Below are 22,674 nucleotides of genomic sequence, written 5' to 3' on the forward strand. Positions count from 1 at the left end.
GCAACTTAAACTTTCTTTTTTTTGAAAAAAATGCGTAATAATGGCCCACCAGCACCATTATCACGCGTTTCATTTATTCTACCAAGAACATCCATCGCAGAAAAGCACCTTTCAAAGCTTCTGCTCGGTATCATCCTGTTCCGAAATTAAGAGACTCAATTCCTCATGAAGCGTTTCCTCATCAATCATCTTTGACCAATAAGCGTTCAACAATTTACGAAAGCTTTTTAGAACGGCTATGGGAAGCCCTAAATCTCTAAGGTAGGAGAAGGTTGGAAATAACTCTCTGTACATCAGATATCTCGAAGGACGATTCAAATGATCCGTAGTGCTCATCTCAGCGATCCGCTTTCGAGCTGGAATGCTCACTGTGCGTTCCCGGATAATTTTCTGTGCTTCTACGGATGCAAGGAAGTTCACGAATTGACGAGCCGCTTCCTTTTGTCTTGAATTTCCGACTACAGCCGCTCCGATCGTCACTAGCAGCGTCTTCTGTGGATCTTTTGTTTTTAGCCTAGGTAACGGCGCAAGATCATAGTCCAGTGTTAATTCCTTGAATTCATTTAAATTAAAAAATGTCGTCAGAATCATGGAAACTTGTTCTTGAACAAACAAGGAGATCGTCTCATCTTCATGATTGCCAGCAAGATATTTAGGGAAAATCTGATGGTTGTTCACGAGCCGGCTATACACACTGAGACTATTTGCCGTCTCCGGACTAAGTGTACGGTGTTCGGTCCCGTCTGCCACGGTTTGAATCCCGCTCTGCAGCAGGAATACAGAATAACGGTTCTCGGAAGCAGGCACAAAATAAATAGCATGGCGTCCACGTTTCTCTGCCAACTGACGAGCCGCCTCAATTAAGTCATCCCAGGTCCAATAGCTATCCGGCTCAGGAAGATCCACTTCCCGAAAATGAGCCTTGTTGTAGCACAGCACCACGGGGGAGAAGGAAATCGGATAAGCATACAACTGTTCTTCATGATAGAAAGCTTCTGTCGCGATTGGATATAATTCAGGATCAGGATCAAGCGATTCCAGCAGCTCAGCCGAGCCATTTTCAGCCATTTCCTGAAATTGCGTGCTATTCAGAGATACGGCATCAAGCATCCCATTATTGATCATCTCTACGGCAGAATTCACATGGTCAAAATCATTCAGCGCCAGCGGAAGAATATGAATACCGGGATGCAGTCGATGAAATTCACCAATTAGATCATCCAGCAGAAAGTCCTTGGACAGCGAGGCACTGCAGCCAAAATGAATACGGATTCTCTCCTGCACGGACTCCATAACCTTGCTTCCGACACGGTCGATTTTGACGATAAGGCCTTCTTGGACTAACACATCCAGCCCTCTTCTGACCGATTTATTGCTTAACTCAAATTGCTTGGCTAGCATACTCTCTGCTGGCAGATAAGCACCTGGCTGTAGCACTCCACTTAGGATATCCGTACGAAGCTTACCCACCATATGATCCAGTCGCTCTCGGAAGGAATGACGACCTGATTTATTATTCATGTACAATTCTCCCCGAAAAATTCAAATTTACATCATCTCCTTCTTATTTTGCGTCAACTCTGATTTGAAGTCAAATAAAAATACCAGCAAATGCCATAAGAAAAGCCACCTAATTAAGGTGGCAAACTTCCAAATTATCTATACGCAAGAGATTTCGCTATGCTAATTGTGTAATAACGAGATGTGCTGAAACAGATCTTGTTCCTCCAGCGAGAGGAGTAATAGTAAGTGCAGTTGAATTACCAGCAGGATTCCGAACTGTCAGTATGGTGTTAATGACCGTTGTTTGCACTATTGCCATTTCTACGATCTCTGATGTACCTGTCGCACGTCCAACTACCGTATAGGCCAGATCTGCGCCATTAAGAGTCAAGATGAGTTGGCCTGCTTCGGTTACACTAACCTGAAATAATACCTGATAAGTCCCTATTGCTGCTAAGTTAAAAGAACTAGGACCCGTTCGTGCAATCGTCGTCCCGCTGGTAGGGCCATCTTGAGGAAAACTCACGTCTGTGCCCGGTGCTACAGTTGCTGCATTATCAGGGGGCATCAGGGCAAAAAAATCAGCAAAACCTAATACTCCTCCTGCTGCTCCGGTCGCTCCGGTTGCTCCTGCCGCTCCGGTTGCTCCTGCTGCTCCCGGCGCTCCCGGCGCTCCTGGTGCTCCTGGTGCTCCGGTTGCTCCTGCTGCTCCCGGCGCTCCTGGTGCTCCTGGTGCTCCTGGTGCTCCAGTTGCTCCGGTTGCTCCCGCTACCCCTGGCGCTCCGGCTGCTCCTGGTGCCCCGGTTGCTCCGGTTGCTCCTGGTGCTCCTGCCGCTCCGGGTGCTCCTGCCGCTCCGGTTGCTCCTGGTGCTCCTGCCGCTCCGGGTGCTCCCGGTACCCCAGGTGCTCCAGCCGCTCCAGTCGATCCGGTTGCTCCCACAAAACCTTGTGGTCCTATTGCTCCTGCAGGACCAGGTAAACCTTGCGGTCCCTGAGGACCTACGGCTCCTTGTGCACCCTGAGGACCAACGGGTCCCGCTACACCCTGTGGACCTATTGCTCCCGCTGGACCAGGTTGACCTTGCGGTCCTTGGGGTCCTGGGGGCCCACCGGCGGGACCTTGAGGTCCTTCTGCTCCTTGGATTCCTCGTGCTCCTTGGGGTCCTGGTACTCCTTGGGCCCCTTGTACTCCTTGGATTCCTTGTGCTCCTTGAGGTCCTGTAGCACCAACGACTGTTGGAGTGGTAACATTTACTTCGGGCGGAGGACATGTGACTTTTACAATCTTCTTAATAACTTTTCGACGATGTTCTTTTCTTTTTCTTTTCGAAGGAAATACAGTGGCGATTTTTTTCTTATGACACTTTTTATCATCTGGACAACTCAATACGTACACCTCCCTATAAAGATAGTTCAGTGTACGCATCTTATTAATTTTGGACATGGACCAATAACTAGTTTCTATTAGACTGGAACCTATTTCTATAAAAAAGGGCTATAAAAATAGGGGCTGGCCCTTGAGTAGATTACAATGTCCACACCAATTTGTATTGTTTTTCGTATTTTATCACTAGGACAACTGACATTTCCCTATTAGACCCATATCTATGATTTGGGTCTTTTTTTATTTTTACAAATCATCCCTCAAACTCAGTTTATATCGCTTAATTCGCTTTCTGATTTCATAAAAAAACAGCCCCCAAATCCCGGGGGCTTCTAACCATTAATTATTATATTTTATCAGCAGGCTTACGAATCGCATTGCCCACCTTCACAAGAATATCAGACATCGAAGTCTCATCATTTACATCATAATCATCAATGTTCAAACGAAGCACTGGACAAGCTGTAAACTCGTTGATCCATTTCGAATATCTGCCATGCATATGTTCCCAGTAGGAAACATCCGTTTGAATTTCCATCTCGCGGCCACGTTCATTAATTCGAGTCAGGATGGAAGGCAGGCTGCCTTCGATATAAATCAGCACATCAGGGTGCGGGAAGTATGGCGTCATAACCATAGCTTCATACAAGCTAGTGTAGGTTTCATAATCTGTTTTGGACATTGTACCTTGATCTGCATGCATTTTCGCAAAAATACCGGTATCTTCATAGATGGAACGGTCCTGAACAAAACCACCGCCGAGTTCGAACATCTTCTTCTGCTCTTTGAAACGTTCAGCAAGAAAATAGATTTGCAAGTGAAAGCTCCATCTCTCAAAATCATGATAGAACTTTTCGAGATAAGGATTGTGATCGACCTGCTCTAACGAGGTTTGAAAATTAAGTCTTTTGGCCAAGGCGCCTGTTAAAGTGGATTTCCCCACCCCGACAGTTCCAGCTACGGTAATTATGGCATTTTCCGGGATATGATATGAATTCATTTCATTAGCTCCTTTATATAAGAGACAATTTCAGTGAAGTGTTCTGGATTCTCCACGAAATCGACTGCATTTCCATCAATGGTAATAATTACGGTCGAAGGCTCCTGAATGGCAAGAGCGGCCATCGCGTCATCATAATCCTTAATTAATTGCTCCAAATATGCAGTATCCATCCCCTCTTCAAAGGGCCGCCCACGTTTTTCAATTCTTGTTAATAACGTATCTAAATTGGCTTTAATATAGAGGATAATATTTGGCTTTGGCAGGTCATCCGTAAGCACATGATAAATTTGCCGATACTTTTCACGTTTCGTTCCATTCAGCGTTCGTTCTCCAAAGATCAGGTTCTTATAAATATGGTAATCCGAAATGACCGGGATCCCTTTATCTATGTATTGTGTAACTGTATCTTCAAGCTGTTTATACCGATTACAGAGAAAAAACATCTCCAGTTGAAAGCTCCAATCGTCCATGTTCTCATAAAATTTAGCTAGAAACGGATTCTCATCGACAATCTCTTTAATGATCGGTAAATTTAACTCCTCTGCTAGCATAGACGCTAATGTTGTTTTTCCAGCCCCGATTGGGCCTTCCACTGCAATAAACGGTGCATGTCTCATTGACGCTGACTTCCTCCTCAGATACGAACCTTTCAATAGCTAATCAAGCATAAACGCCTTCGGCGTCCTTATAAGGACGGTAAGTGTGTAAGCGAGAAATATAAGGATAAAGTATAGTGTGAAACTTATACTTTCATTTTTTAAAAAACAGACTAAATTATTGTATCACATGAGACCTTTCTTGTGAGTGGGTAAATATGAAGAAACTTTTCCAGTAGTTCTAGCGTCTAAATGTAAGATAATGGATTATATCGTGAACATATCAAATTTATCTAATAAGAAAAAGAGAGGTATTCCTATGAAAAAAAAATGGATCAGCATGGTTAGTGCTCTTCTAGTATTAAGCCTCGCCTGTAACGTAAGCGCAGCTGCAGCTGCAGAGAACACAACCACGACTACCAACCTCACTTCGTATGGCGCGGATTATCTGACCAAAACAGATGGTTCCTTCTGGGTATGGGGCGGTAATCGCTCCGTCCCTACGCAAATCCATGACCTGAATGAGGTACAAGCATACTTTGGTTCCCAATATGTAATGAAGAAAGACCTTTCGGTCTGGCAATGGAGAACATCGGCATATTCTGAAGCTGTTAAAGTGACCCCCGTTCAAGAGCTAGACAATCTGGTCGATATGTTCATGACGGGAAATAGAACGATAGCCCTTAAGGGAGACGGGACGATTCTAAGCGCCCCCCTTTCATCCGATGGACTCACTACCTCCGCCTTCACACCGGTTTCCGGCGTCGATAACGTGGCAGCTGTGGGCGGTTACTATGAGTCTGATCTTCATAAGAGCTGGACACGTTACGTGTTCTTAAAGAAAGATGGAACTGTTTCTACTACACGCGATGACTTCGAAAGCTTCGAAACCATCCAGAATTTAACGGATATTATTCAAATCAAAAACAATCTTGCACTTAAGAAGGACGGCTCCATATGGAGTTGGCCAGTCCAAGATTATTACAAGAACCAAGGAGCTCCAATAGATCTATCTGCGACCCCTCTCAAGGGAATCAGTAATATTAAAAGTTTAAAAGGAAATCAGAACAGCCTATTAGCCATTGATGGGGCCTCTCAATTATGGTTCTGGGGCGCTACCATTACAGGTTCTTCAGACGGAACAACCTATCATGAACAACCACCGATTCTTCTAAAAGGGATCAAGAATGTAGTTGATGCTTACATCGTAGAGCGCTCTATTGTTGCATTAACCGGGGAAGGAAACGTCTATCAAACTTCTATTGAAAACGAAATGATGCCCGTAGATTCAAAATTTACATTTTTCGAAAAAGAAGTAAGTAGCCTAAAGAAAGGCGGACGACATATCATCATGCAAAAGAAAGACGGCTCACTCTGGGGCTGGGGCGTCAATAAGGACGCACAGCTGGGCTATGGCGACTATGAATTCAGCCATGCCGGGCCCGTTCCAGTGCAAAAGCCTATTTCGATCTCCTTAAACGGAGAATCTATCCCACTCTCAAATGGAGTTATTACTCGAAACGGACAAAATTTCGTCCCGCTTCGATCACTGTTCGAAAAATTAGGAGCCACAATTACCTATAAAGAGAACATTACAGCTGCGAAAACAATAGATAAACAAATTATGATCACACGAACCGCTACAGATAAACCGGCTCTCGCCATCAGTATTAACGGTGTAACTGGAGCGACAATGGTGAACAATAAAACCGTAAATCTTCCTACACTGCCCTTCATCGTAAACGGTTCGATGTATCTGCCACTTCGCTTTATAAGTGAGCAACTCGGAGCAAATGTTGAGTGGCTCCCACAGGAGGAGCGCATCGCCATCACAATGCAATAACGAGTAATCAAAAAAAGGTGTCCCATCACGGGACACCTTTTTATTAATCTTAAGATAAACGTTCGCTGAAATCTTCGAAAGCGAACTGTTTGATCACTTTGATTCCCTCTTCTTCATTGTAACTAACAATGGAAGGCAGATTCACACCGTTAAACATATGGTTCTTCACCATAGAATAATGGGCCATATCAAGGAATACGAGTCTGTCTCCGTATTTCAAAGGCTCCTTGAAGGAATAATCTCCGATAACGTCTCCCGCTAGGCAAGTCATTCCACCTAATCTGTACGTATAAGGAAATTCCCCAGATTGTCCAGCATCGATAATGTTCGGACGGTACGGCATAGCCAGTACGTCCGGCATGTGGCACTCTGCCGAGGTATCGAGAATCGCAATGTCCATTCCGTTATGCATCACATCAAGAACGGTAGCTACCAGATATCCGGTATTGAGAGCTACTGCCTCTCCCGGCTCCAGATAGATTTCCACACCGTAAGTCTCTTTCATGTGTAGAATACACTTCACCAGGGTCTCCAGATCATAATCAGGGCGTGTAATATGATGACCGCCACCGAAATTAAGCCATTTCATTCCTTTGAGATAAGGTCCGAACTTCTCTTCGACTACCTTGAGCGTACGCTCAAGTGTATCCGAATTCTGTTCGCACATTGTATGGAAGTGTAGTCCATCAATGCCCTCAAGCTCTTCCGGTCTGAAGTTAGGGAGAGTTACTCCCATTCTGGAATAATTGTAGCACGGATCATACAACGGAACTTCGATCTCGGAATATTCCGGATTCACTCGAATGCCGCAGCTGATGTGCTTCGGTGCATTCTTAACGCGATCCTTGAATCGATTCCACTGGTCAAAAGAATTGAACACAATGTGATCGGAGTATCCAAGGAGCTCATCAAACTCACTATCTATATAAGCTGGTGCGTACACATGAACCTCTTTGCCCATCTTTTCATAGCCAAGTCTGGCTTCGAACAAGGAGCTTGAGGTTACACCATGCAAGTACTTCCCAACTAACGGATACAAGGAATGCATGGAGAAGCCTTTTTGCGCGAGCAAAATCTTTGCTCCAGTGCGTTCCTGTACAGAATTCATAATCTCAAGATTACGTGTAAGCAATCTTTCATCTACAAGGTAACATGGTGACGGGACCGCGCTGATATCTATATCCATTATCGCGCCTTAGTCTAACAGCGTTGGCGAGAAATCTTCTTGCCAAGGCAGACCATGTTTATTTAAAGCTTCCATGAATGGATCTGGATCGAACTCTTCGACGTTGAATACGCCCGGCTTCTTCCAGATACCTTTTATAATTAACATCGCTCCGATCATTGCAGGAACGCCTGTAGTGTAGGAAATGGCTTGGGAGCCAACCTCTGCATAGCACTCTTCATGATCGCAAACATTATATACATAATAAGTTTTTGGCTTTCCGTCTTTAGTTCCTTGGATGATACATCCAATGTTCGTTTTTCCTTTTGTTCTTGGTCCCAAAGAAGCTGGGTCCGGTAAAATAGCCTTCAAGAATTGCAGAGGAACGATCTCTTTTCCTTCATACATGATAGGCTCGATAGAAGTCATGCCCACATTCTCAAGCACTTTCAAGTGAGTCAGGTAATTCTGCGAGAAGGTCATCCAGAAACGGATCTTCTTTACACCCTTGATGTTAACGGCCAAAGACTCTAATTCTTCATGATACAAAAGATAAATATCTTTTGGTCCAATTTCCGGAAGATCGTATACTTTTTTCTCGGAAAGCGGTGCAGTTTCAATCCACTCGCCATTCTCGAAATAGCGGCCATTGGCTGTAATTTCACGAATATTGATTTCAGGATTAAAGTTTGTTGCAAATGGATATCCGTGATCACCAGCATTGGCGTCTACAATATCAATGGTATGAATCTCATCAAAATAGTGCTTTTGAGCGTAAGCTGTGAACACGCCCGTTACACCTGGATCAAATCCACTACCAAGCAACGCGGTAAGGCCTGCTTTTTCGAATCTTTCTTTGTAAGCCCACTGCCAAGAGTATTCAAATTTCGCTGTATCTTGTGGTTCATAATTGGCAGTATCCACATAGTGCACTCCTGTTGCCAGGCACGCATCCATGATTGTCAGGTCCTGATATGGGAGAGCGACATTAATAACGACATCCGGCTCAAAGCTCTTGATCAGTTCAATGACTTCGTCCGTATTATCTGCATCGACCTGAGCAGTAGAAATCTTCGTGCGGCCTCCGGCTAATTTATCTTTCAGAGCGTCACATTTCGCGACAGTTCTGCTAGCTATGCAGATCTCTTCAAATACATCCGGGTTCTGGCAGCATTTGTGAACAACAACACTGGAAACACCGCCAGCGCCAATAATTAACGCTTTTCCCAAAATAAAAACCTCCTAAAATTCCATTTGCAAAATCAACAAGGCTGATTATACATAATATTTTTGAATAAATCAATAAAAACCGACAAAAATTGATGTTTATTGTGTAAAATCTTCAAGGATTCTTGTTAATACTCTTGAATGCTCATATTTCCTCGATTATCCACCTATATATCTAATGAAAATCGCTGGAATGGAGTAAATTTCCGGAAACTTGGACAACTAGATTATTCTATCACAAGAAGGGGCTACTTCATACGTTTATTTTAAACTCAATGAGAAACCTCACCACCCTTTCAAATCCGCGTAGAGACGTTCAGTTTCAGTGGCATCCTGAACGGCCATTCACCAGTTCCGATCAACAGCACTGCAATGAATATAAAGAGGGCCGTAATGTATACTCTTACCCGTTTTTGTCCCAATATTACCGTTGTTCCTATGCCCATCCGTTTCAAGATCCTAATTGAATGATCATTGGGGTTATTATACGTTGTCCCATTGATCCAATATTCATCAGCATCATGATTAAGAATTTCGAGCTGTTTTTTATTGGTTTGAATGGATTTGAACAGCGTAAGCTTCGGCATCCCATTCTACCTTAGCGCCTAACATTTCACTCACCAATCTTAAAGGTACATATACACTATCATTAATAAAGACTGGCTTTTGATCTGTGGCTATTACTTTTCCATTCACTGTCGTTTGTCCATTAATCGAATTTAAGATCAGCGTAGTAGATGTAGATTCCTTCACGGCAATAACTGATCTCGAAGGAACGTCCCAACGTACATCCACTCCCATTTGCTGAAATATTCCTCTTAAAGGAACGTAAGTAGAATTGTTGAGCAGTAAAGGAGGCATAGTCAGATCCATTTCACTATTGTTCAACAGGACCTGTATCGATTTCTTCACGGGCTGAGGCGTGTCAATCATAAAATCTCTAACCCCCAACCCAGTCTGTCCAAATTCATTCGTTCCCCATGCAAGAACATGACCGTCTTTTAAGAGCACATAATGATTTCTGTTCCCGCTGGTAATCGAAACTGCATTTTGAATACCACTAATCTGTTTAACATTCATCTTATTCTTATCGCCAACTCTCCACTGCCATACGGTTCCATCGGCTTTTACTGCAGAGTCCGTTGTCATCGATACGACATCAGTGAGTCCTGGAATCTGAATCGGCTGTAAAGTTCCGCCCGGATTCATATCTGTGTAATTATTCCATAACCAAACGGTACCATCCCATCTCAAAGCTACTCCATTCCACCCATCAGTATCAACAGCTCTATACTCCCCGCCGCCTTTAAGTAGGGTAGGCTTTAGAACCGCATCCTTTTTAATGCCTCTAGTTTTAGATGAGCCCCATACCCACACCTCTCCGCCGTTCCCAAGTGCCACTGAATTATTCGATCCTGCAGCTATAGCTAAAATGGAGGGTAGTCCTTTCACCTGCACCGGTGTTAGCCCGTTTTTCCCCGAATTATCACCGAGTTCTCCTTGCTCATTGCCTCCCCACGCCCATACCGTTCCGTCTTTGCGAAGCGCTATGCTAAATGTGTCTCCTGCTGAAACAGAAATCACATCCGTTAGCCCCTTCACTTGAACCGGCTCTAGAAGGACTGTCGAGGACTGCGCTCCAGTGCCAAGTTGTCCATGTTCGTTCCCCCCTACTGCCCACACTGTTCCATCATCTTTCAACATCAAATTATGACGGTAGCCACCTGAAACTTGCTTAACATGATCGATGCGCATTTTGACTGGAGTATACGCTGGTGTGGTTGCCCCATTACCAATAGAGCCGTATCCACCACCCCAAGCCCAGGATGTTCCATCCGCAGTGATGGCATAAGCGCTTCTATCCCCCGCATCCAGTCCTGTGATGCCAGACAATAACTTCTTTTCATCCGGGAAATTCACAACACTTTCCGCTCTTACGAATAATGGTGAGGCTGTAGCTAGGATAATAGCTGCCCCAACAACTACAATACCTATTCGTCTTATCTGAATTTTAATGCTTGAAATTTGTCTTCCCACTTAAGATCACTCCTTTTAGAATCGGTAGGGTCAAACTGTTGATCTGCAACAATAGAGACCCCCACTGTATTCAATCTTCTTATATAGACTGTGGAATATTATGTAAAGTTGCGAGAAACTGTAATTTTTCAAATCAATTTATACGCTTTAACCTGTAGTTTAGGATTGAAGCTGATTTTAACTGTTTATATGGCATAAATCGCTTGTTGCTGCGCTCTAGGTCTCTCGTCCGTCTTTTGACACACTAAAACTTCAAGAGCATAATAAGCATCGGCATATTGCAACGGATTCCCACAACATACAGAGTTATGCAGGATTTTAGTGTGTTTTGCACCAGAGAGGATGATTACGAGTGAAAAAAGATTTTCAAATAAAAAATAAGCCCTTTCTAATTTTTAGCTTCATCCTGCTCTTAAAATGCGCAGTGGCCTGGTTCGTAGTATTTAGTGACGGCCCTAATTGGAGCATGCTGCTCACAGAGATTCCGTTCTTCTTTATCGTCTTTGGACTCATTGAGTGGATGGCTTCCAAACGGAAGTTTCTGTATTACATGATTGCGAACTTATTAATTTCAGTAATTTATTTTGCCGTCCTGATGTATTACAAATATTACGGCGTAATTGCCACTTACCATGCTTTGCAACAGGCAGATAAGGTAACCAAGGTCGGAGAAAGCACATACTCCTTGTTGGATCCTTACTATTTGTTCATTTTTGTGGATATTGTAGTCTTCATGTTCTTTATGTTCCGTCCAAAGTATATTGCGATCTGGAAAGAAAGAGGCATGAACCGGCGTATGAACCGAACCGCCTTACTTGGGATCATCAGTGTTTCACTTGCGATCTGTGTCTTTAATATTTGGCCGAATCATGCCAGTATGAACGACAACAAAAAGGCAGAGAGTATGGGGATTCTCAATTACGAGGTATATACCATTTTTGCCGACACCACAGAAAAGAAAGAAATGATCGACAGCGAAGAAATTACGCAGCAGTCTGTGGACGCTACAAAGGGGATTACGGAGCAAGTCTCTCCAAAGTATTGGGCAGCGGCTCAAGGTAAAAATCTCATTGTAGTGCAAATGGAATCTTTTCAGAATTTCCTGCTTGGCTTAAGCATTGACGGACAGGAAGTAACTCCCAATCTAAATAAACTTATTTCAAGCGAACATTATTTCAATAACTTCTATACAAATGCGGGGCAAGGAACAACATCGGATGCTGAGTTTGTAGTGAACACCTCTCTCTATGTTCCTCATCACGAAGTAGCCACTTCGTCCAACTATATGACTAAGGAACTTCCAAGTCTGCCCAAGCTGATGAAAGCTAATGGATATAACACGGCCACCTTTCACACCAATAGCGTAGAATTCTGGAACCGCAAAACCTTATACAAGGTGCTAGGCTTTGATAAATACTACGATCAGTCCTTCTATGGAGATGATGATCATATTGCATTCGGATCTTCCGATGAGGTGCTGTATGCCAAGACCGTTCCTGAATTAGTCAAAATGGATGCGGAAGACGATCCTTTTTACGCGATGGTCATTTCTATGAGTGCTCATCACCCTTATAAAATGCCAGAATCTAAATTTAAGATGACGTTGCCTAAACGGTACGAAGGGACCTTAGTCGGCGACTATATATTAGCCCAAAATTATGCGGATTACGCCATGGGACAATTTCTAGACGAGCTGAAGTCCAGCGGGTTATGGGACGATAGCGTGATTGTCTTCTACGGAGATCATCAAGGTGTATCCCTGTATTCCCTTGACGGCAATGAGAAATCATTAATGGAGGAAATGGTCGGACACGAGTATGGATATACCGATATGTTCAACGTTCCTTTAATAGTTCATGCCCCGGGCATAGACCAGCCTACTGTGTATACCCAAACTGGCGGTCAGATTGACATTTTACCAACTGTAGCTAATCTGTTAGGGATTTCTATGAAGGACCAGCTCCACTTCGGAGAAGATCTGATGAATCAACAGACCAATCTGCTACCTGTTAGACATTTTCTTCCTACTGGTTCTTTTATTAATGACACAAGCTTGTACTTGACTGGTGTCGATTACGATGATGGAAATAACTACAACCTAATCGACGGATCTGACACTGAGGGCGGTTCGACACAAGCGCAATTTGATGCCGTTCAGCGGCTTCTGAATATGTCTAATAGTTATATTCTGCAACGGCCGGATTTGTCTTCTACGGATGATGGCGAACAGAGCAAATAATTGATATTTAATAAAAAGAATGCCCTTCAGCCATTGGCCGAAGGGCATTCTTGCGTTTATTAAAATAATTAAACCGTTGTTGCAGGCACACTCTCAAGAATTGCCTCTTTCTCTACAGGTGCGTTAACCAGCATATACACACGAGATTCGTAAGGGCGTAATGCCACCGTCTCGATCTTCTCGGCAGGGTCAACTTCATAGTTATTCAACAGCAACTCACTGGAGTCAAATTCCAAATCAAACTGAAGGTCGAACAGCGCTTCCTCTGAAGTCAGGTTTGACATGACCAGCAATTTCTCATTGCCAAGTGTACGAGTATAAGCGTAGATTCGTTCATCCTCAGGCAGGATCAAATCATAGGTTCCATAAACGGTAATAGGATTAGCGGCCCGAAGTGCGATTAGCTTTTTATAATGATGATAGATGGAATCAGGGTCCTGCTTCGCACGCTCCACATTGATCTCCGTGAAATTAGGATTGACCTTCATCCAAGGCTTGCCGCTACTGAAACCAGCGTTCTCAGAGTCATCCCATTGCATTGGCGTTCTAGAATTGTCGCGGCCGTTCTTCCAGATAACCTCCATGACTTCTTCATGTGATTTTCCGGCTTCTGTCTCTAAACGATACAGGTTCTTCATCGCCACATCATCATAATCATCCATGGAATCAAATCGCACATTAGTCATCCCAATTTCTTGACCTTGATAAATAAACGGTGTTCCTTGCATTAGGAAATACATCGTAGCCAGCGATTTGGCCGATGCCTTCCAATACTCACCATCATTTCCCCAAGTGGAAACTGAACGCGGTTGGTCATGATTCTCAATAAATAATGCATTCCAGCCTCTACCCTCAAGACCTTTTTGCCAACGGGAAAGTGCTGATTTCAGCTGCAGAACATCCAAGCCACCCGTAACACTCTTATTCCAAAGTGCTAAATGCTCGAATTGAAAAATCATATTGAATTTGCCCTGCTCCTCGCCTACCCACATTTCCGCTTGATCGACACTAACACCACTCGCTTCACCAACTGTCATAATGTCATAACGATCAAATGTTTCCTCTTTCAGCTCCTGAAGAAAATCGTGAATTCCTTCCCTATTCATATGACCTGCACCGGACGAAACGAACGGAAGATTATCTGGATTTGGCAGATCAGGAAGACCTGGGATTTTCTTAATATGTGAGATAGCATCCACTCGGAAGCCGTCGATCCCTTTATCTAGCCACCAATTGACCATACCGTATAATTCCTGACGTACTTCAGGATTCTCCCAGTTGAGGTCAGGCTGTCTTTTGGAGAATACATGCATGAAATATTGCTCTGTAGCAGGGTCAAACTCCCAGATCGAACCGCTGAAAATACTCTCCCAGTTATTCGGTTCCTTTCCGTCCTTAGGATCTCTCCAAATATAATAATCACGTTTAGCATTATCCTTGCTTGAACGCGCTTCAACAAACCAAGGGTGTTCGTCTGAAGTATGGTTAATGACAAGATCCAGAATCAGCTTCATGCCCCGCGCATGAACCTCGCTTAATAGCTGATCGAAATCAGCCATACTGCCGAACTCCGCCATAATATCCTGGTAATCCGAAATATCATATCCATTATCATCGTTCGGGGATTTATAAATAGGACAAATCCAAATGACATTAATGCCAAGGTCCTGTAAGTAATCAAGTTTTGAGATTACTCCCTGCAGATCTCCAACACCATCGCCATTGCTGTCCATAAAGCTCCGTGGGTAAATTTGATACGCTGTGGCTTCTTTCCACCATGTTCTGTTCAATGTATGCAGCTCCTTCGTATTCATATACCCTCTTAGGAAAATATTTTCCTATTTAATTCACAAATTAGTGATTTTCATAATAAAACTTAAGATTATCGACTAAAAAACTATCTATTTAGGGTTTACTTAAGGAAATTATTTTCCTATGCGATCATTATAGGATCTTTTATTTTCCTGGTCAATAACAATCTTTTGGATTCTTGAAGCTATCCGTGATATGCTTGCGATATATTCTAGAACGAATACAAGATTGGAAAGTTATGGTGATATTCTTGAAGGTAAAAATTAAAGATATAGCCAAAATGGCTGACGTTTCAATAGCTACCGTATCAAGGGTTGTCAATAACAGCAAACCGGTAAACGAGGAAGTTCGTAAGCGTGTATTGGAAGTCATGAAACAAATGAATTACCGTCCTAATGTCATCGCTTCAGATGCAGGTAGACCGGATACACCTCTGATTGGTGTCATTATTCCGCAGAACAGTAATACCGTGCTTGATGATTTCAATATTGGCATACGTGATCTCGCCGAGCTATATGGTTATGATGTTTTGGTCGGGTTAACAGACGGAAGTGTTAATAGTGAACTTCATTATTTGAACTTATTCCATCATATGGGGACTGAGGGTTATATATATGTAGGCTCGGTTCCGAGTAAGGAGCACTTGGAGATTATCCAGAAATCCGGGTCACCTTGCGTGTTAGTTGGAGAACAATCTCAGATTGATTCGATCCCTTCTGTCCATCTGGATAATGTTACCGCCTCCTATGAAGCCGTTACTTATCTGATTCAAAAAGGACATAGAAGTATCGGCATGATCCGGGTATCTGGAGATAATGCAGTGGGTGGCGATCGATATCGCGGCTATCAACAAGCACTTATGGATGCAGGCATTACCTTAAGAGAAGAATGGGTAGTAGAAAGTGGAATGGCCGTAGAAGATGGAAGTGATGCTATGCGCCGGATTAAGGATAGCGGGGAACTACCTACTGCGGTTTTTTGCTCCACAGATTGGATAGCTGTAGGGGCTATGAATTTTCTGATCGATAACGGTATTCGGGTGCCAGAGGATGTTGCGGTGTTCGGATTCGATAATAGCTTTATCGCTTCTGTCGTTCGTCCCAAGCTGTCCTCGGTGGAATACTCCGGAACGGAGATTGGAATGACTGCTACCCGAACTTTAATCAAGCTGATTAAAGGGGAGACTGGTATTCAGCATCATGCAAATGTTGCTCATTATTTGGCAATTCGTGAAAGTACGGGTTAGGGAAAGCTTCCCTAACCCTATTTTTATATCTGATAATGGTTATTGTGTAAATCCTACACGGGCGCGTTCCCGTCCTTTAGTATCTAGTGTGATGGAACAGACGGATGTCATGGGAATATAAAGCTCCTCGAATTCTGTCCGATATTTAATAAACTTCTCAGTTACCGTTTCCAAAATGCCTTTTCTAGCGTTAGAGCCATCTACAAAATAAATGGTTACCTCTTTGCCCTGCAAAGCTTCCAGCATCATTCACTTCACTCCTTCGACTTACAGATTTGTGATAACTTTGTCGATAATCCCGTACTCCACTGCTTCCTCGGCTGACATGAAATAATCCCGATCCATGTCTTGTTGTACCTTCTCCACCGTCTGTCCGGTTCGGTCCGCTGTAATCTGGACAAGCACTTCCCGTAGCTTCAAAATACGTTTGGCTCTAATCGCAATATCACTGGCCTGCCCCTGCGCACCACCATGTGGCTGGTGAATCATAATCTCACTATTCGGCAGCGCATAACGTTTACCTTTAGCCCCAGCTAACAATAGAAGTGAACCAAAGGAAGCCGCCATACCTGTGCAGATCGTATTTACTTGCGGTTTAATGAGCTGCATTGTGTCATAAATACTTAATCCCGCTGTTACGGAGCCCCCTGGACTATTGATATACATGTGTATATCTTTATCTGGATCCTCAGCTGATAAGAACAGCAATTGGGCAACAACACTATTCGCTAATTGATCCTCAATCTCCGCCCCTACAAACACAATTCGGTCCTTTAAGAGCCGCGAATAAATATCGTAGGATCTTTCCCCTTGATTCGTTTGTTCAATGACATAAGGAATGTACGCCATGCGTATGCGACCTCCATCCGTTTATTTTATTTGAAATCTACCCTGTAAACGGATTAGTCTATGGATAGGATACGTTAAGCGGGCAAAATATTATTTTTATTATTGCGTATCTTAATTTGGAGCTCATTCGTTTATTATTAGAAGTAACCGAAAGCACTTTACCGGAAAAGGGGTTATGCAGAGTGACCAGCCTTGAGAAGCTTAGCGCCGGCCATGAACCGGATGAGAATCATACCACGTCTTTGCAAATGGCCCTGAAGCGGTATTGCCTTACACTGACACAATCCCCGTGGGAAGCCGAAGATTTGGCTCAGGATACGTGGGTCAAAGCACTGGGTTATATGAAGACTTCCAAACATTCGAAGCTGAAGAGCGATATGAACGATACAAGTCAAATGAACAATAATTCAGAACATACAAGTCGTACGAATTTCAGCTCGCTAACGAATCATCCGAATCCTGAGGCGCTACTCCTGCGGATTGCCAGAAATACCTGGACAGATATTATGCGGCGAAAAGCCACGTTGTCACGAGTGCTGGAAATGGATCAACCACGGACAGAGGAAGCAGCAGGATATGGTTTATTTGAGATTGAGGCTGCTTTTCAAGCCTTACAGAAACATCTGTCTCCACTGCAGCAAGCGGTGTTCCTGCTCCGCGATGTATTCGAGCACTCCGGAAGCGAAGCTGCCGAAATCCTCGACACCACAGAAGGAGCCATCAAAGCTGCTCTGCATCGAGCCCGCCAAGCCCTCCCTGCAGTCAGACAAGAGCTTCTTCAATCTAACGGCCCCTCCATACTGCAGGATACGGAACTACAGATTGCCTTGAATCGTCTTGCATCCGCCTATGAACAAGGACAAATCGCCGAGTTGATTGAGCTTGTCCTTGCAGATGAAAGTCAAGAAACTCTAATGGCCGTGTTCAGCCAAAACTTCCAAAGCGTTCAACCTTTCCAATCTGGCGGATTCAGCTCTATGGGCTGGAACTATTCCGAGCCAGGAATGCGGATGGTGGCTTAGTCTTTCGTGACGCTATTTCGTAATACTGGAGTAAGCTTAGCTAAATGAAGCACATTACGTTACGTTATAACCGAACAAATATTAGTTTTGAAAAGTATGAGTTTGATGAGATAGGTATGTTTTGTGAGTTAGGTCAAAAACGAATCTACTGCACTATCTGCAATAGATTCTTAATAAAAGTGACTTTTAAGTCGATTTCTCATCTTTTGATTGTATAAAGTGCAATAGAATCAAATTATGTCCTATATAGTTTAAATTCTATTGCACAAAGTACAATCACACTAATGAAATCTCCTCACATATCTTTATGCTTCATTCATCACCACTCATCACTCTTTAAAGTACAATTCCCCTGCTTTCTATGGAAACCTTTAATTAGACTTATAAATAAACATTAATGTTAGTTAGGAGTGATATTTTATGAGGAAAATTCTTATCTTAGGCGGCACGCGCTTTTTTGGAAAAAGGTTAGTTGAACGATTGCTACAAGATTCCATAAACGACGTAACAATACTTACACGCGGGGAAACTAGCGATTCCTTTGGAGATCACGTTCAACGGATCCATGCGGACCGTTTCCAAGCAAACGAGCTCGCTCAGGCGGTAGGAGATACACTATGGGATGTCGTGTTCGATAATATTTGTTATTCACCGGACGAAGCGGATCAGGCACGCCGGATTTTTGATGGTAAAACGGAACGGTATATCCTCACCTCAAGTTTATCCGTTTATGATTTCAGTGAAGAAGCGCTGACCGAGGACATTTTCGATCCTGAAACTTACCCTATCCGCCACGGAGGGCGAAATGATTTCACCTATCAAGAAGGAAAAAGACAGGCTGAAGCCGTCTTCATGCAGCAGGCTAGCTTTCCAGTCGCCACGGTTCGCTTTCCAATTGTGCTGGGAATAGATGATTATACGCGAAGACTTCATTTTCATATTGAGCATGTCCGTAATGAGTTACCTATGGGTATACCGAATCCCGAAGCACATATCTCCTTTATCCGTTCGGATGAAGCTGCTGATTTCCTATATTGGCTAGGCTGTAGCTCTACTATGACAGGACCGTTCAACGCTTGCTCAGACGGTACGGTTAGAATTAAGGATATTCTCACAATGATTGCAGAAGAAACAGAGAAACACGCCATCATCCAGAAGCAAACCGCAGACGAGCATATGTCACCCTTCGGAATTGAACAATCCTGGTTTATGGATACGACAAAAGCCCAGTCGGCGGGGTACAAGTTTCTCAAGCTAAAGAACTGGCTCCCAGAGCTAGTTAGCTCTCTGAACAAAACCTACGAGTAATATACGCCCTCATCCTCCCTCATTTATCTAAACGACAAAAAAGCTGCTCCAAAGTAGAGTTCATCTACGATAGAGCAGCTTTTTCATTGTACAAAACCTCTGCGAATATTTAAATAATTGCACTCTATACAACTAAATCAGGCCAATCAGGCTTAGGTTCAACTTTAGTTGTATTCTGTGCAATTAAAATCTAGCTAAACACCACTAACAGCCAATTCTCGTAGAAATAATTGCACTAAGTGCAATTAAACACTCATAGCAGAAAACACAAACTTTAATAGCTGCATTAAATACAACTAACCACAAAAAAGGCAACCAGAAGTCTCCCTCTTAGCTACCTTTTATCATTACAGAACTAGCTAATCAAGTCACTCCCTATATGTGTGCATCCGATCAAGAAGCAAACCTCTCCCTACCTATGCGGAGATTGTCAAATAAGAGCGCTCCTCAGGCGTTTCAGCGCCAGGTGAGTCACTGTCATCCCCAGCGATAATCTCGTCTACTATGTCCGAATTAATCTTGAAGACGTTGATTTCCTTGAATAATTTTTGCGAAATCTCATTAATCTCAACAGCTTGGCGGGCAATGTCGTGGATCGCGTTGTCCTGTTGTACGCTAGAGGCATTCACTTCCTGAACCCCTGCCGCAGTTTCCTCAGCAATGGCAGCCACGTTGTGAACAGACTCTGCGAGTCTACGATTCATAGTCTGTGTCATATCTACCTTGTCATGGATTTGCCCAATCTGCTTACTAATCTCAACGATCGACTGATCTATCGCTTCAAAAGACGACAACGTTTCTGCCACTTTTTGATCCTGCTCTTCAAGGTTTCCTTTAGTCTCCAGCATATATTGCTGAAATTCATCCATCCCTGCTTGCAGCTCGTTAATAATCTGACTGATATGTACGGAGGACTCTTTGGTCTGATCAGATAATTGTCTCACTTCATCTGCTATGACAGCAAAGCCCTTCCCATAAACTCCCGCCCGCGCTGCTTCAATCGCTGCATTTAGTGAGAGAATGTTGGTCTGGTTTGAAATGTTTGTGATCGATTTGGTAATTCTGGAGATATCCTTCGATTGGTCGCTCAATTTGGTTAAAGCAAGATATACTTTATTCACAGACTCACGTGAGTGCTCTGATACCTCGCGCAAAGCGATGACGGCCTCGGAACCTTTTCGAGTATTGTGATTAGCCGTTTGACTTGTCGAGAGCATAACCTCGGTATATTCCGTAATTTCATGAACTTCCCGTTCCAATTCCTGAATCAAGCTTGCGCTCTGCTCAGATTGTCCGGCTTGCTGCTCAGCGCCTACAGAGATCTCCTGTATTGTGCTTACGATTTCTTGGTTCGTATGAGCGGTAATCGATGAAGATTGTTGAAAAGAGTGCGAATAAGTCGCAAGCGAAGAAGCTACCGATTGGGTCTGCTGAAGCATCTCTCGTACCCGCAACACCATATGGTCGAAATGATGACTCAGACTTCCTAGCTCATCGTTATATGGCGAATTAATCTGCTGCCGCAAATCTCCCTCAGCAATTTTACGTAGAGCATCTTGCAGCTTATTTATAGGGTTCAGGAAGGAACGAATAAGCATCACAGCAATAATAAGTGTGAAAATGAATACTAGTATTGCTGCATAAGCCCCCATAGAACTAGTCAGATTTAACAAATCAAAAGAATAGTCTTGAGCCTTCTCTGCGTTCTCTGCTGCTGCTGTATATAGTTTCTCATTGGTCTCCAGCATAGCTTTATTCATAGCCAATGCCTTCGTATGTAATTCATCAATTCGTTCCAGAACGGCCATGGGATCAAGCTGCTCATCCTTTAGGGTATTCACTAATCCGTCAAAATAGCCTGTATATCCTCCAACTTGATTATGTAACTGTTCTAACTCCTTAGACGCTGGCGAATCTGCTTCAAACTTCACTTTACCCAATTCTTCCATTAGCTTTGTCTGCTTGTCCTTAAAAGGTTGGGTAAACTCTAAATCGCTAGAACCCGCTAGAGAGGTCTCCACACTGTTCATTTCTTGAAGCAGTTGAGTAATGGTGGATACTGTAATTCTTTTTTCCATCTCCATTTTTTGTGTTTCCATAGAGATTTCTACTTGATTGATTTTATAGTTTTGGTATAGCGCTACCCCTAGAAAGAATAGTACCACCGCAGAAAAACTCAAGATCAACTTCCACTTCATTGATAGATGCATAGACCTAGCCTTCAACAATATCATCCTCCGTATAAAGCCTCATATGGCAATAGGTACTTTTTACTAATATCTAAATTGTAGAAGCTGTACATTAAATACCGGACACAGTTTTGTATGAGAAATGTAAATTTTGTCGAGTACACGTTCACAACTATCCTATTGCAATTGACGTAACGTTAAGTGCTAAAATACTTCTCATAGGGCGCCTTATCAATCAATAGAACGGGAGTTGTCTATGAGTGGATTTGTGACCATTGATAAGCTTTCTACGCAAATCGGACTGACGAGTCGGACGTTGCGTCACTGGGAAGCACAAGGATTATTTGAAAGTCACCGTGAGGCTAGCTCGGGTTGGCGAATTTATGATGAGCACGCAATCCTTGCCATTCAAATCACTGCATTATTAAGAAAGCTTGATATTAGTATTAAAGATATCGGAACCGTTCTAAAGAACATGTCCGTACAGTCCTTGTATGAAACACTTCTTCAGCAATCCGCTTCAATTCATAATGAGAAATCCAAGCTAACACAAAAAGATCGCGAAATCCGCTTCTTATTACAATTAATATCCGCACGTACGGAGGAGTCCATAACTAACCATTTGTTATTAGAGCTGAATGAAGAATCATGCAATACATTGGATGATTTGAATGAGAATGAGGAGGTTCTATCTATGACAACAATTAAACACTCTCCACCTATCCATGTAAGATTCATTACACTTCCAACTATGAGATTTGCTTATAACATTGCAGTCAGTACATCCCCAGAGGATGAAGCTATGCTACCTGTCTTGGAATGGTTGGAAGTTAAACACCTCTTGGGGACGGCACGTTTATTTGGCGGGAATACAAATCCGCATCCTAGTGGTGAGAATAACCCTTATGGCTATGGATTCTGTGCCTCCATTCCTGAAAATGTAGAAATACCAAGCCACCTTAAAGAGATGCGGTTCGACGGCGGTCTCTATGCGATGACGGAAAGCAGTGATGATATCTACGGCTCATGGCAAGCACTGATGAGTTTTTTGGATAATAACCTTGATTATCAAGCTGACCACGATTCAAGATTATGTCTTGAGGAGCATATCCGTAACGATAGTCCCAAAGGCAGCGGAAATGAGTATGTATTAAATCTGCTCGAACCTGTAAAAAAGAGAGCATAAAACAAAACGCTCTCCTTTGCCCATCATGGCATTGGAGAGCGTTTCTATTGTCATCAAGAAATATG

The 22,674-nt window shown here is 43.2% G+C and carries 18 protein-coding genes; 6 read left to right on the top strand and 12 right to left on the bottom strand.

The window, feature by feature from the left end; translation table 11 throughout:
* Positions 1 to 111 precede the first annotated feature (111 nt).
* The 4 genes from NYE25_RS30915 to NYE25_RS30930 all read right to left on the bottom strand — a co-directional run bounded on the left by NYE25_RS30915 (position 112) and on the right by NYE25_RS30930 (position 4,507).
* Entirely contained in the window at positions 112 to 1,521 is a 1,410-nt protein-coding gene (locus NYE25_RS30915) for an extracellular solute-binding protein (protein ID WP_341147826.1), read from the bottom strand.
* A 157-nt stretch (positions 1,522 to 1,678) separates the two neighbouring features.
* Positions 1,679 to 2,890: a collagen-like protein gene (locus NYE25_RS30920; RefSeq protein WP_341147827.1), complete on the bottom strand. Its 1,212-nt coding sequence runs from the start codon at positions 2,888 to 2,890 to the stop codon at positions 1,679 to 1,681.
* Between the two features lie 343 nt (positions 2,891 to 3,233).
* Complete coding sequence (locus tag NYE25_RS30925) at positions 3,234 to 3,887, bottom strand: deoxynucleoside kinase (RefSeq protein ID WP_042186705.1); 654 nt, start codon at positions 3,885 to 3,887, stop codon at positions 3,234 to 3,236.
* Positions 3,884 to 4,507, bottom strand: coding sequence for a deoxynucleoside kinase (locus NYE25_RS30930; RefSeq protein WP_042186703.1), 624 nt, complete (start codon positions 4,505 to 4,507; stop codon positions 3,884 to 3,886). Before NYE25_RS30930 ends, NYE25_RS30925 begins: the two co-directional genes overlap by 4 nt.
* A gap of 298 nt (positions 4,508 to 4,805) precedes the next feature.
* On the opposite strand from NYE25_RS30930, the gene NYE25_RS30935 reads away from it, so the two are divergent.
* A complete protein-coding gene (locus NYE25_RS30935) occupies positions 4,806 to 6,329 on the top strand; it encodes a stalk domain-containing protein (protein ID WP_341147828.1) in 1,524 nt (507 codons plus the stop codon).
* Positions 6,330 to 6,378: 49 nt separating this feature from the next.
* Here NYE25_RS30935 and nspC read toward each other — a convergent pair whose 3' ends face one another.
* From nspC to NYE25_RS30955, 4 genes are all read right to left on the bottom strand, one after another.
* Positions 6,379 to 7,515 carry a carboxynorspermidine decarboxylase gene (gene nspC / locus NYE25_RS30940; RefSeq protein ID WP_341147829.1) on the bottom strand — a complete coding sequence of 379 codons (1,137 nt, stop codon included), beginning with the start codon at positions 7,513 to 7,515 and terminating at the stop codon, positions 6,379 to 6,381.
* 9 nt (positions 7,516 to 7,524) lie between these two features.
* The gene (locus NYE25_RS30945; RefSeq protein ID WP_042126167.1) at positions 7,525 to 8,724 is read right to left on the bottom strand and encodes a saccharopine dehydrogenase family protein; all 1,200 of its coding nucleotides are present in this window, start codon (positions 8,722 to 8,724) and stop codon (positions 7,525 to 7,527) included.
* Positions 8,725 to 9,017: 293 nt separating this feature from the next.
* Entirely contained in the window at positions 9,018 to 9,308 is a 291-nt protein-coding gene (locus NYE25_RS30950; protein WP_341147830.1) for a hypothetical protein, read from the bottom strand.
* Complete coding sequence (locus tag NYE25_RS30955) at positions 9,268 to 10,758, bottom strand: RCC1 domain-containing protein (protein ID WP_341147831.1); 1,491 nt, start codon at positions 10,756 to 10,758, stop codon at positions 9,268 to 9,270. The genes NYE25_RS30950 and NYE25_RS30955 overlap by 41 nt, the downstream gene beginning before the upstream one ends.
* Before the next feature lie 352 nt (positions 10,759 to 11,110).
* Between NYE25_RS30955 and NYE25_RS30960 the strand changes: the two genes are divergently transcribed.
* The gene (locus tag NYE25_RS30960) at positions 11,111 to 12,997 is read left to right on the top strand and encodes an LTA synthase family protein (protein ID WP_341147832.1); all 1,887 of its coding nucleotides are present in this window, start codon (positions 11,111 to 11,113) and stop codon (positions 12,995 to 12,997) included.
* Between the two features lie 68 nt (positions 12,998 to 13,065).
* On the opposite strand, the gene NYE25_RS30965 is transcribed toward NYE25_RS30960, so the two are convergent.
* The gene (locus NYE25_RS30965; protein WP_341147833.1) at positions 13,066 to 14,787 is read right to left on the bottom strand and encodes a glycoside hydrolase family 13 protein; all 1,722 of its coding nucleotides are present in this window, start codon (positions 14,785 to 14,787) and stop codon (positions 13,066 to 13,068) included.
* A gap of 272 nt (positions 14,788 to 15,059) precedes the next feature.
* Between NYE25_RS30965 and NYE25_RS30970 the strand changes: the two genes are divergently transcribed.
* The gene (locus NYE25_RS30970; protein ID WP_341147834.1) at positions 15,060 to 16,055 is read left to right on the top strand and encodes a LacI family DNA-binding transcriptional regulator; all 996 of its coding nucleotides are present in this window, start codon (positions 15,060 to 15,062) and stop codon (positions 16,053 to 16,055) included.
* Positions 16,056 to 16,094: 39 nt separating this feature from the next.
* Here the strand turns inward: NYE25_RS30970 and NYE25_RS30975 are convergent, their stop codons facing one another.
* Positions 16,095 to 16,304, bottom strand: a complete 210-nt coding sequence (locus NYE25_RS30975) for a hypothetical protein (RefSeq protein ID WP_231573413.1) — start codon at positions 16,302 to 16,304, stop codon at positions 16,095 to 16,097.
* A gap of 18 nt (positions 16,305 to 16,322) precedes the next feature.
* The gene (gene clpP, locus NYE25_RS30980) at positions 16,323 to 16,904 is read right to left on the bottom strand and encodes an ATP-dependent Clp endopeptidase proteolytic subunit ClpP (protein WP_042186692.1); all 582 of its coding nucleotides are present in this window, start codon (positions 16,902 to 16,904) and stop codon (positions 16,323 to 16,325) included.
* A 182-nt stretch (positions 16,905 to 17,086) separates the two neighbouring features.
* Here clpP and NYE25_RS30985 point away from each other — a divergent pair, with 182 nt between their 5' ends.
* Positions 17,087 to 17,926 (top strand): RNA polymerase sigma factor, encoded by an 840-nt coding sequence (locus NYE25_RS30985; RefSeq protein ID WP_341147835.1) that lies wholly within the window; start codon positions 17,087 to 17,089, stop codon positions 17,924 to 17,926.
* 420 nt (positions 17,927 to 18,346) lie between these two features.
* Positions 18,347 to 19,234, top strand: a complete 888-nt coding sequence (locus tag NYE25_RS30990) for an NAD-dependent epimerase/dehydratase family protein (protein WP_341147836.1) — start codon at positions 18,347 to 18,349, stop codon at positions 19,232 to 19,234.
* Positions 19,235 to 19,650: 416 nt separating this feature from the next.
* On the opposite strand, the gene NYE25_RS30995 is transcribed toward NYE25_RS30990, so the two are convergent.
* Complete coding sequence (locus NYE25_RS30995) at positions 19,651 to 21,333, bottom strand: methyl-accepting chemotaxis protein (RefSeq protein WP_341147837.1); 1,683 nt, start codon at positions 21,331 to 21,333, stop codon at positions 19,651 to 19,653.
* Positions 21,334 to 21,679: 346 nt separating this feature from the next.
* On the opposite strand from NYE25_RS30995, the gene NYE25_RS31000 reads away from it, so the two are divergent.
* Entirely contained in the window at positions 21,680 to 22,609 is a 930-nt protein-coding gene (locus NYE25_RS31000) for a MerR family transcriptional regulator (RefSeq protein WP_341147838.1), read from the top strand.
* Positions 22,610 to 22,674 lie beyond the last annotated feature (65 nt).

This window comes from Paenibacillus sp. FSL E2-8871 (assembly GCF_038000345.1).
In the GTDB taxonomy this organism is placed as follows: Bacteria; Bacillota; Bacilli; order Paenibacillales; family Paenibacillaceae; genus Paenibacillus_AQ.

What these genes read in the sequence shown, in the direction of transcription:
- NYE25_RS30915 (WP_341147826.1), bottom strand. Translation starts at nt 1,521, where the DNA reads ATGAATAATAAATCAGGTCGTCATTCCTTCCGAGAGCGACTGGATCAT.
- NYE25_RS30925 (WP_042186705.1), bottom strand. Translation starts at nt 3,887, where the DNA reads ATGAATTCATATCATATCCCGGAAAATGCCATAATTACCGTAGCTGGA.
- NYE25_RS30930 (WP_042186703.1), bottom strand. Translation starts at nt 4,507, where the DNA reads ATGAGACATGCACCGTTTATTGCAGTGGAAGGCCCAATCGGGGCTGGA.
- NYE25_RS30935 (WP_341147828.1), top strand. Translation starts at nt 4,806, where the DNA reads ATGAAAAAAAAATGGATCAGCATGGTTAGTGCTCTTCTAGTATTAAGC.
- nspC (WP_341147829.1), bottom strand. Translation starts at nt 7,515, where the DNA reads ATGGATATAGATATCAGCGCGGTCCCGTCACCATGTTACCTTGTAGAT.
- NYE25_RS30950 (WP_341147830.1), bottom strand. Translation starts at nt 9,308, where the DNA reads ATGCCGAAGCTTACGCTGTTCAAATCCATTCAAACCAATAAAAAACAG.
- NYE25_RS30975 (WP_231573413.1), bottom strand. Translation starts at nt 16,304, where the DNA reads ATGATGCTGGAAGCTTTGCAGGGCAAAGAGGTAACCATTTATTTTGTA.
- clpP (WP_042186692.1), bottom strand. Translation starts at nt 16,904, where the DNA reads ATGGCGTACATTCCTTATGTCATTGAACAAACGAATCAAGGGGAAAGA.
- NYE25_RS30990 (WP_341147836.1), top strand. Translation starts at nt 18,347, where the DNA reads ATGAGGAAAATTCTTATCTTAGGCGGCACGCGCTTTTTTGGAAAAAGG.
- NYE25_RS30995 (WP_341147837.1), bottom strand. Translation starts at nt 21,333, where the DNA reads ATGGAAACACAAAAAATGGAGATGGAAAAAAGAATTACAGTATCCACC.
- NYE25_RS31000 (WP_341147838.1), top strand. Translation starts at nt 21,680, where the DNA reads ATGAGTGGATTTGTGACCATTGATAAGCTTTCTACGCAAATCGGACTG.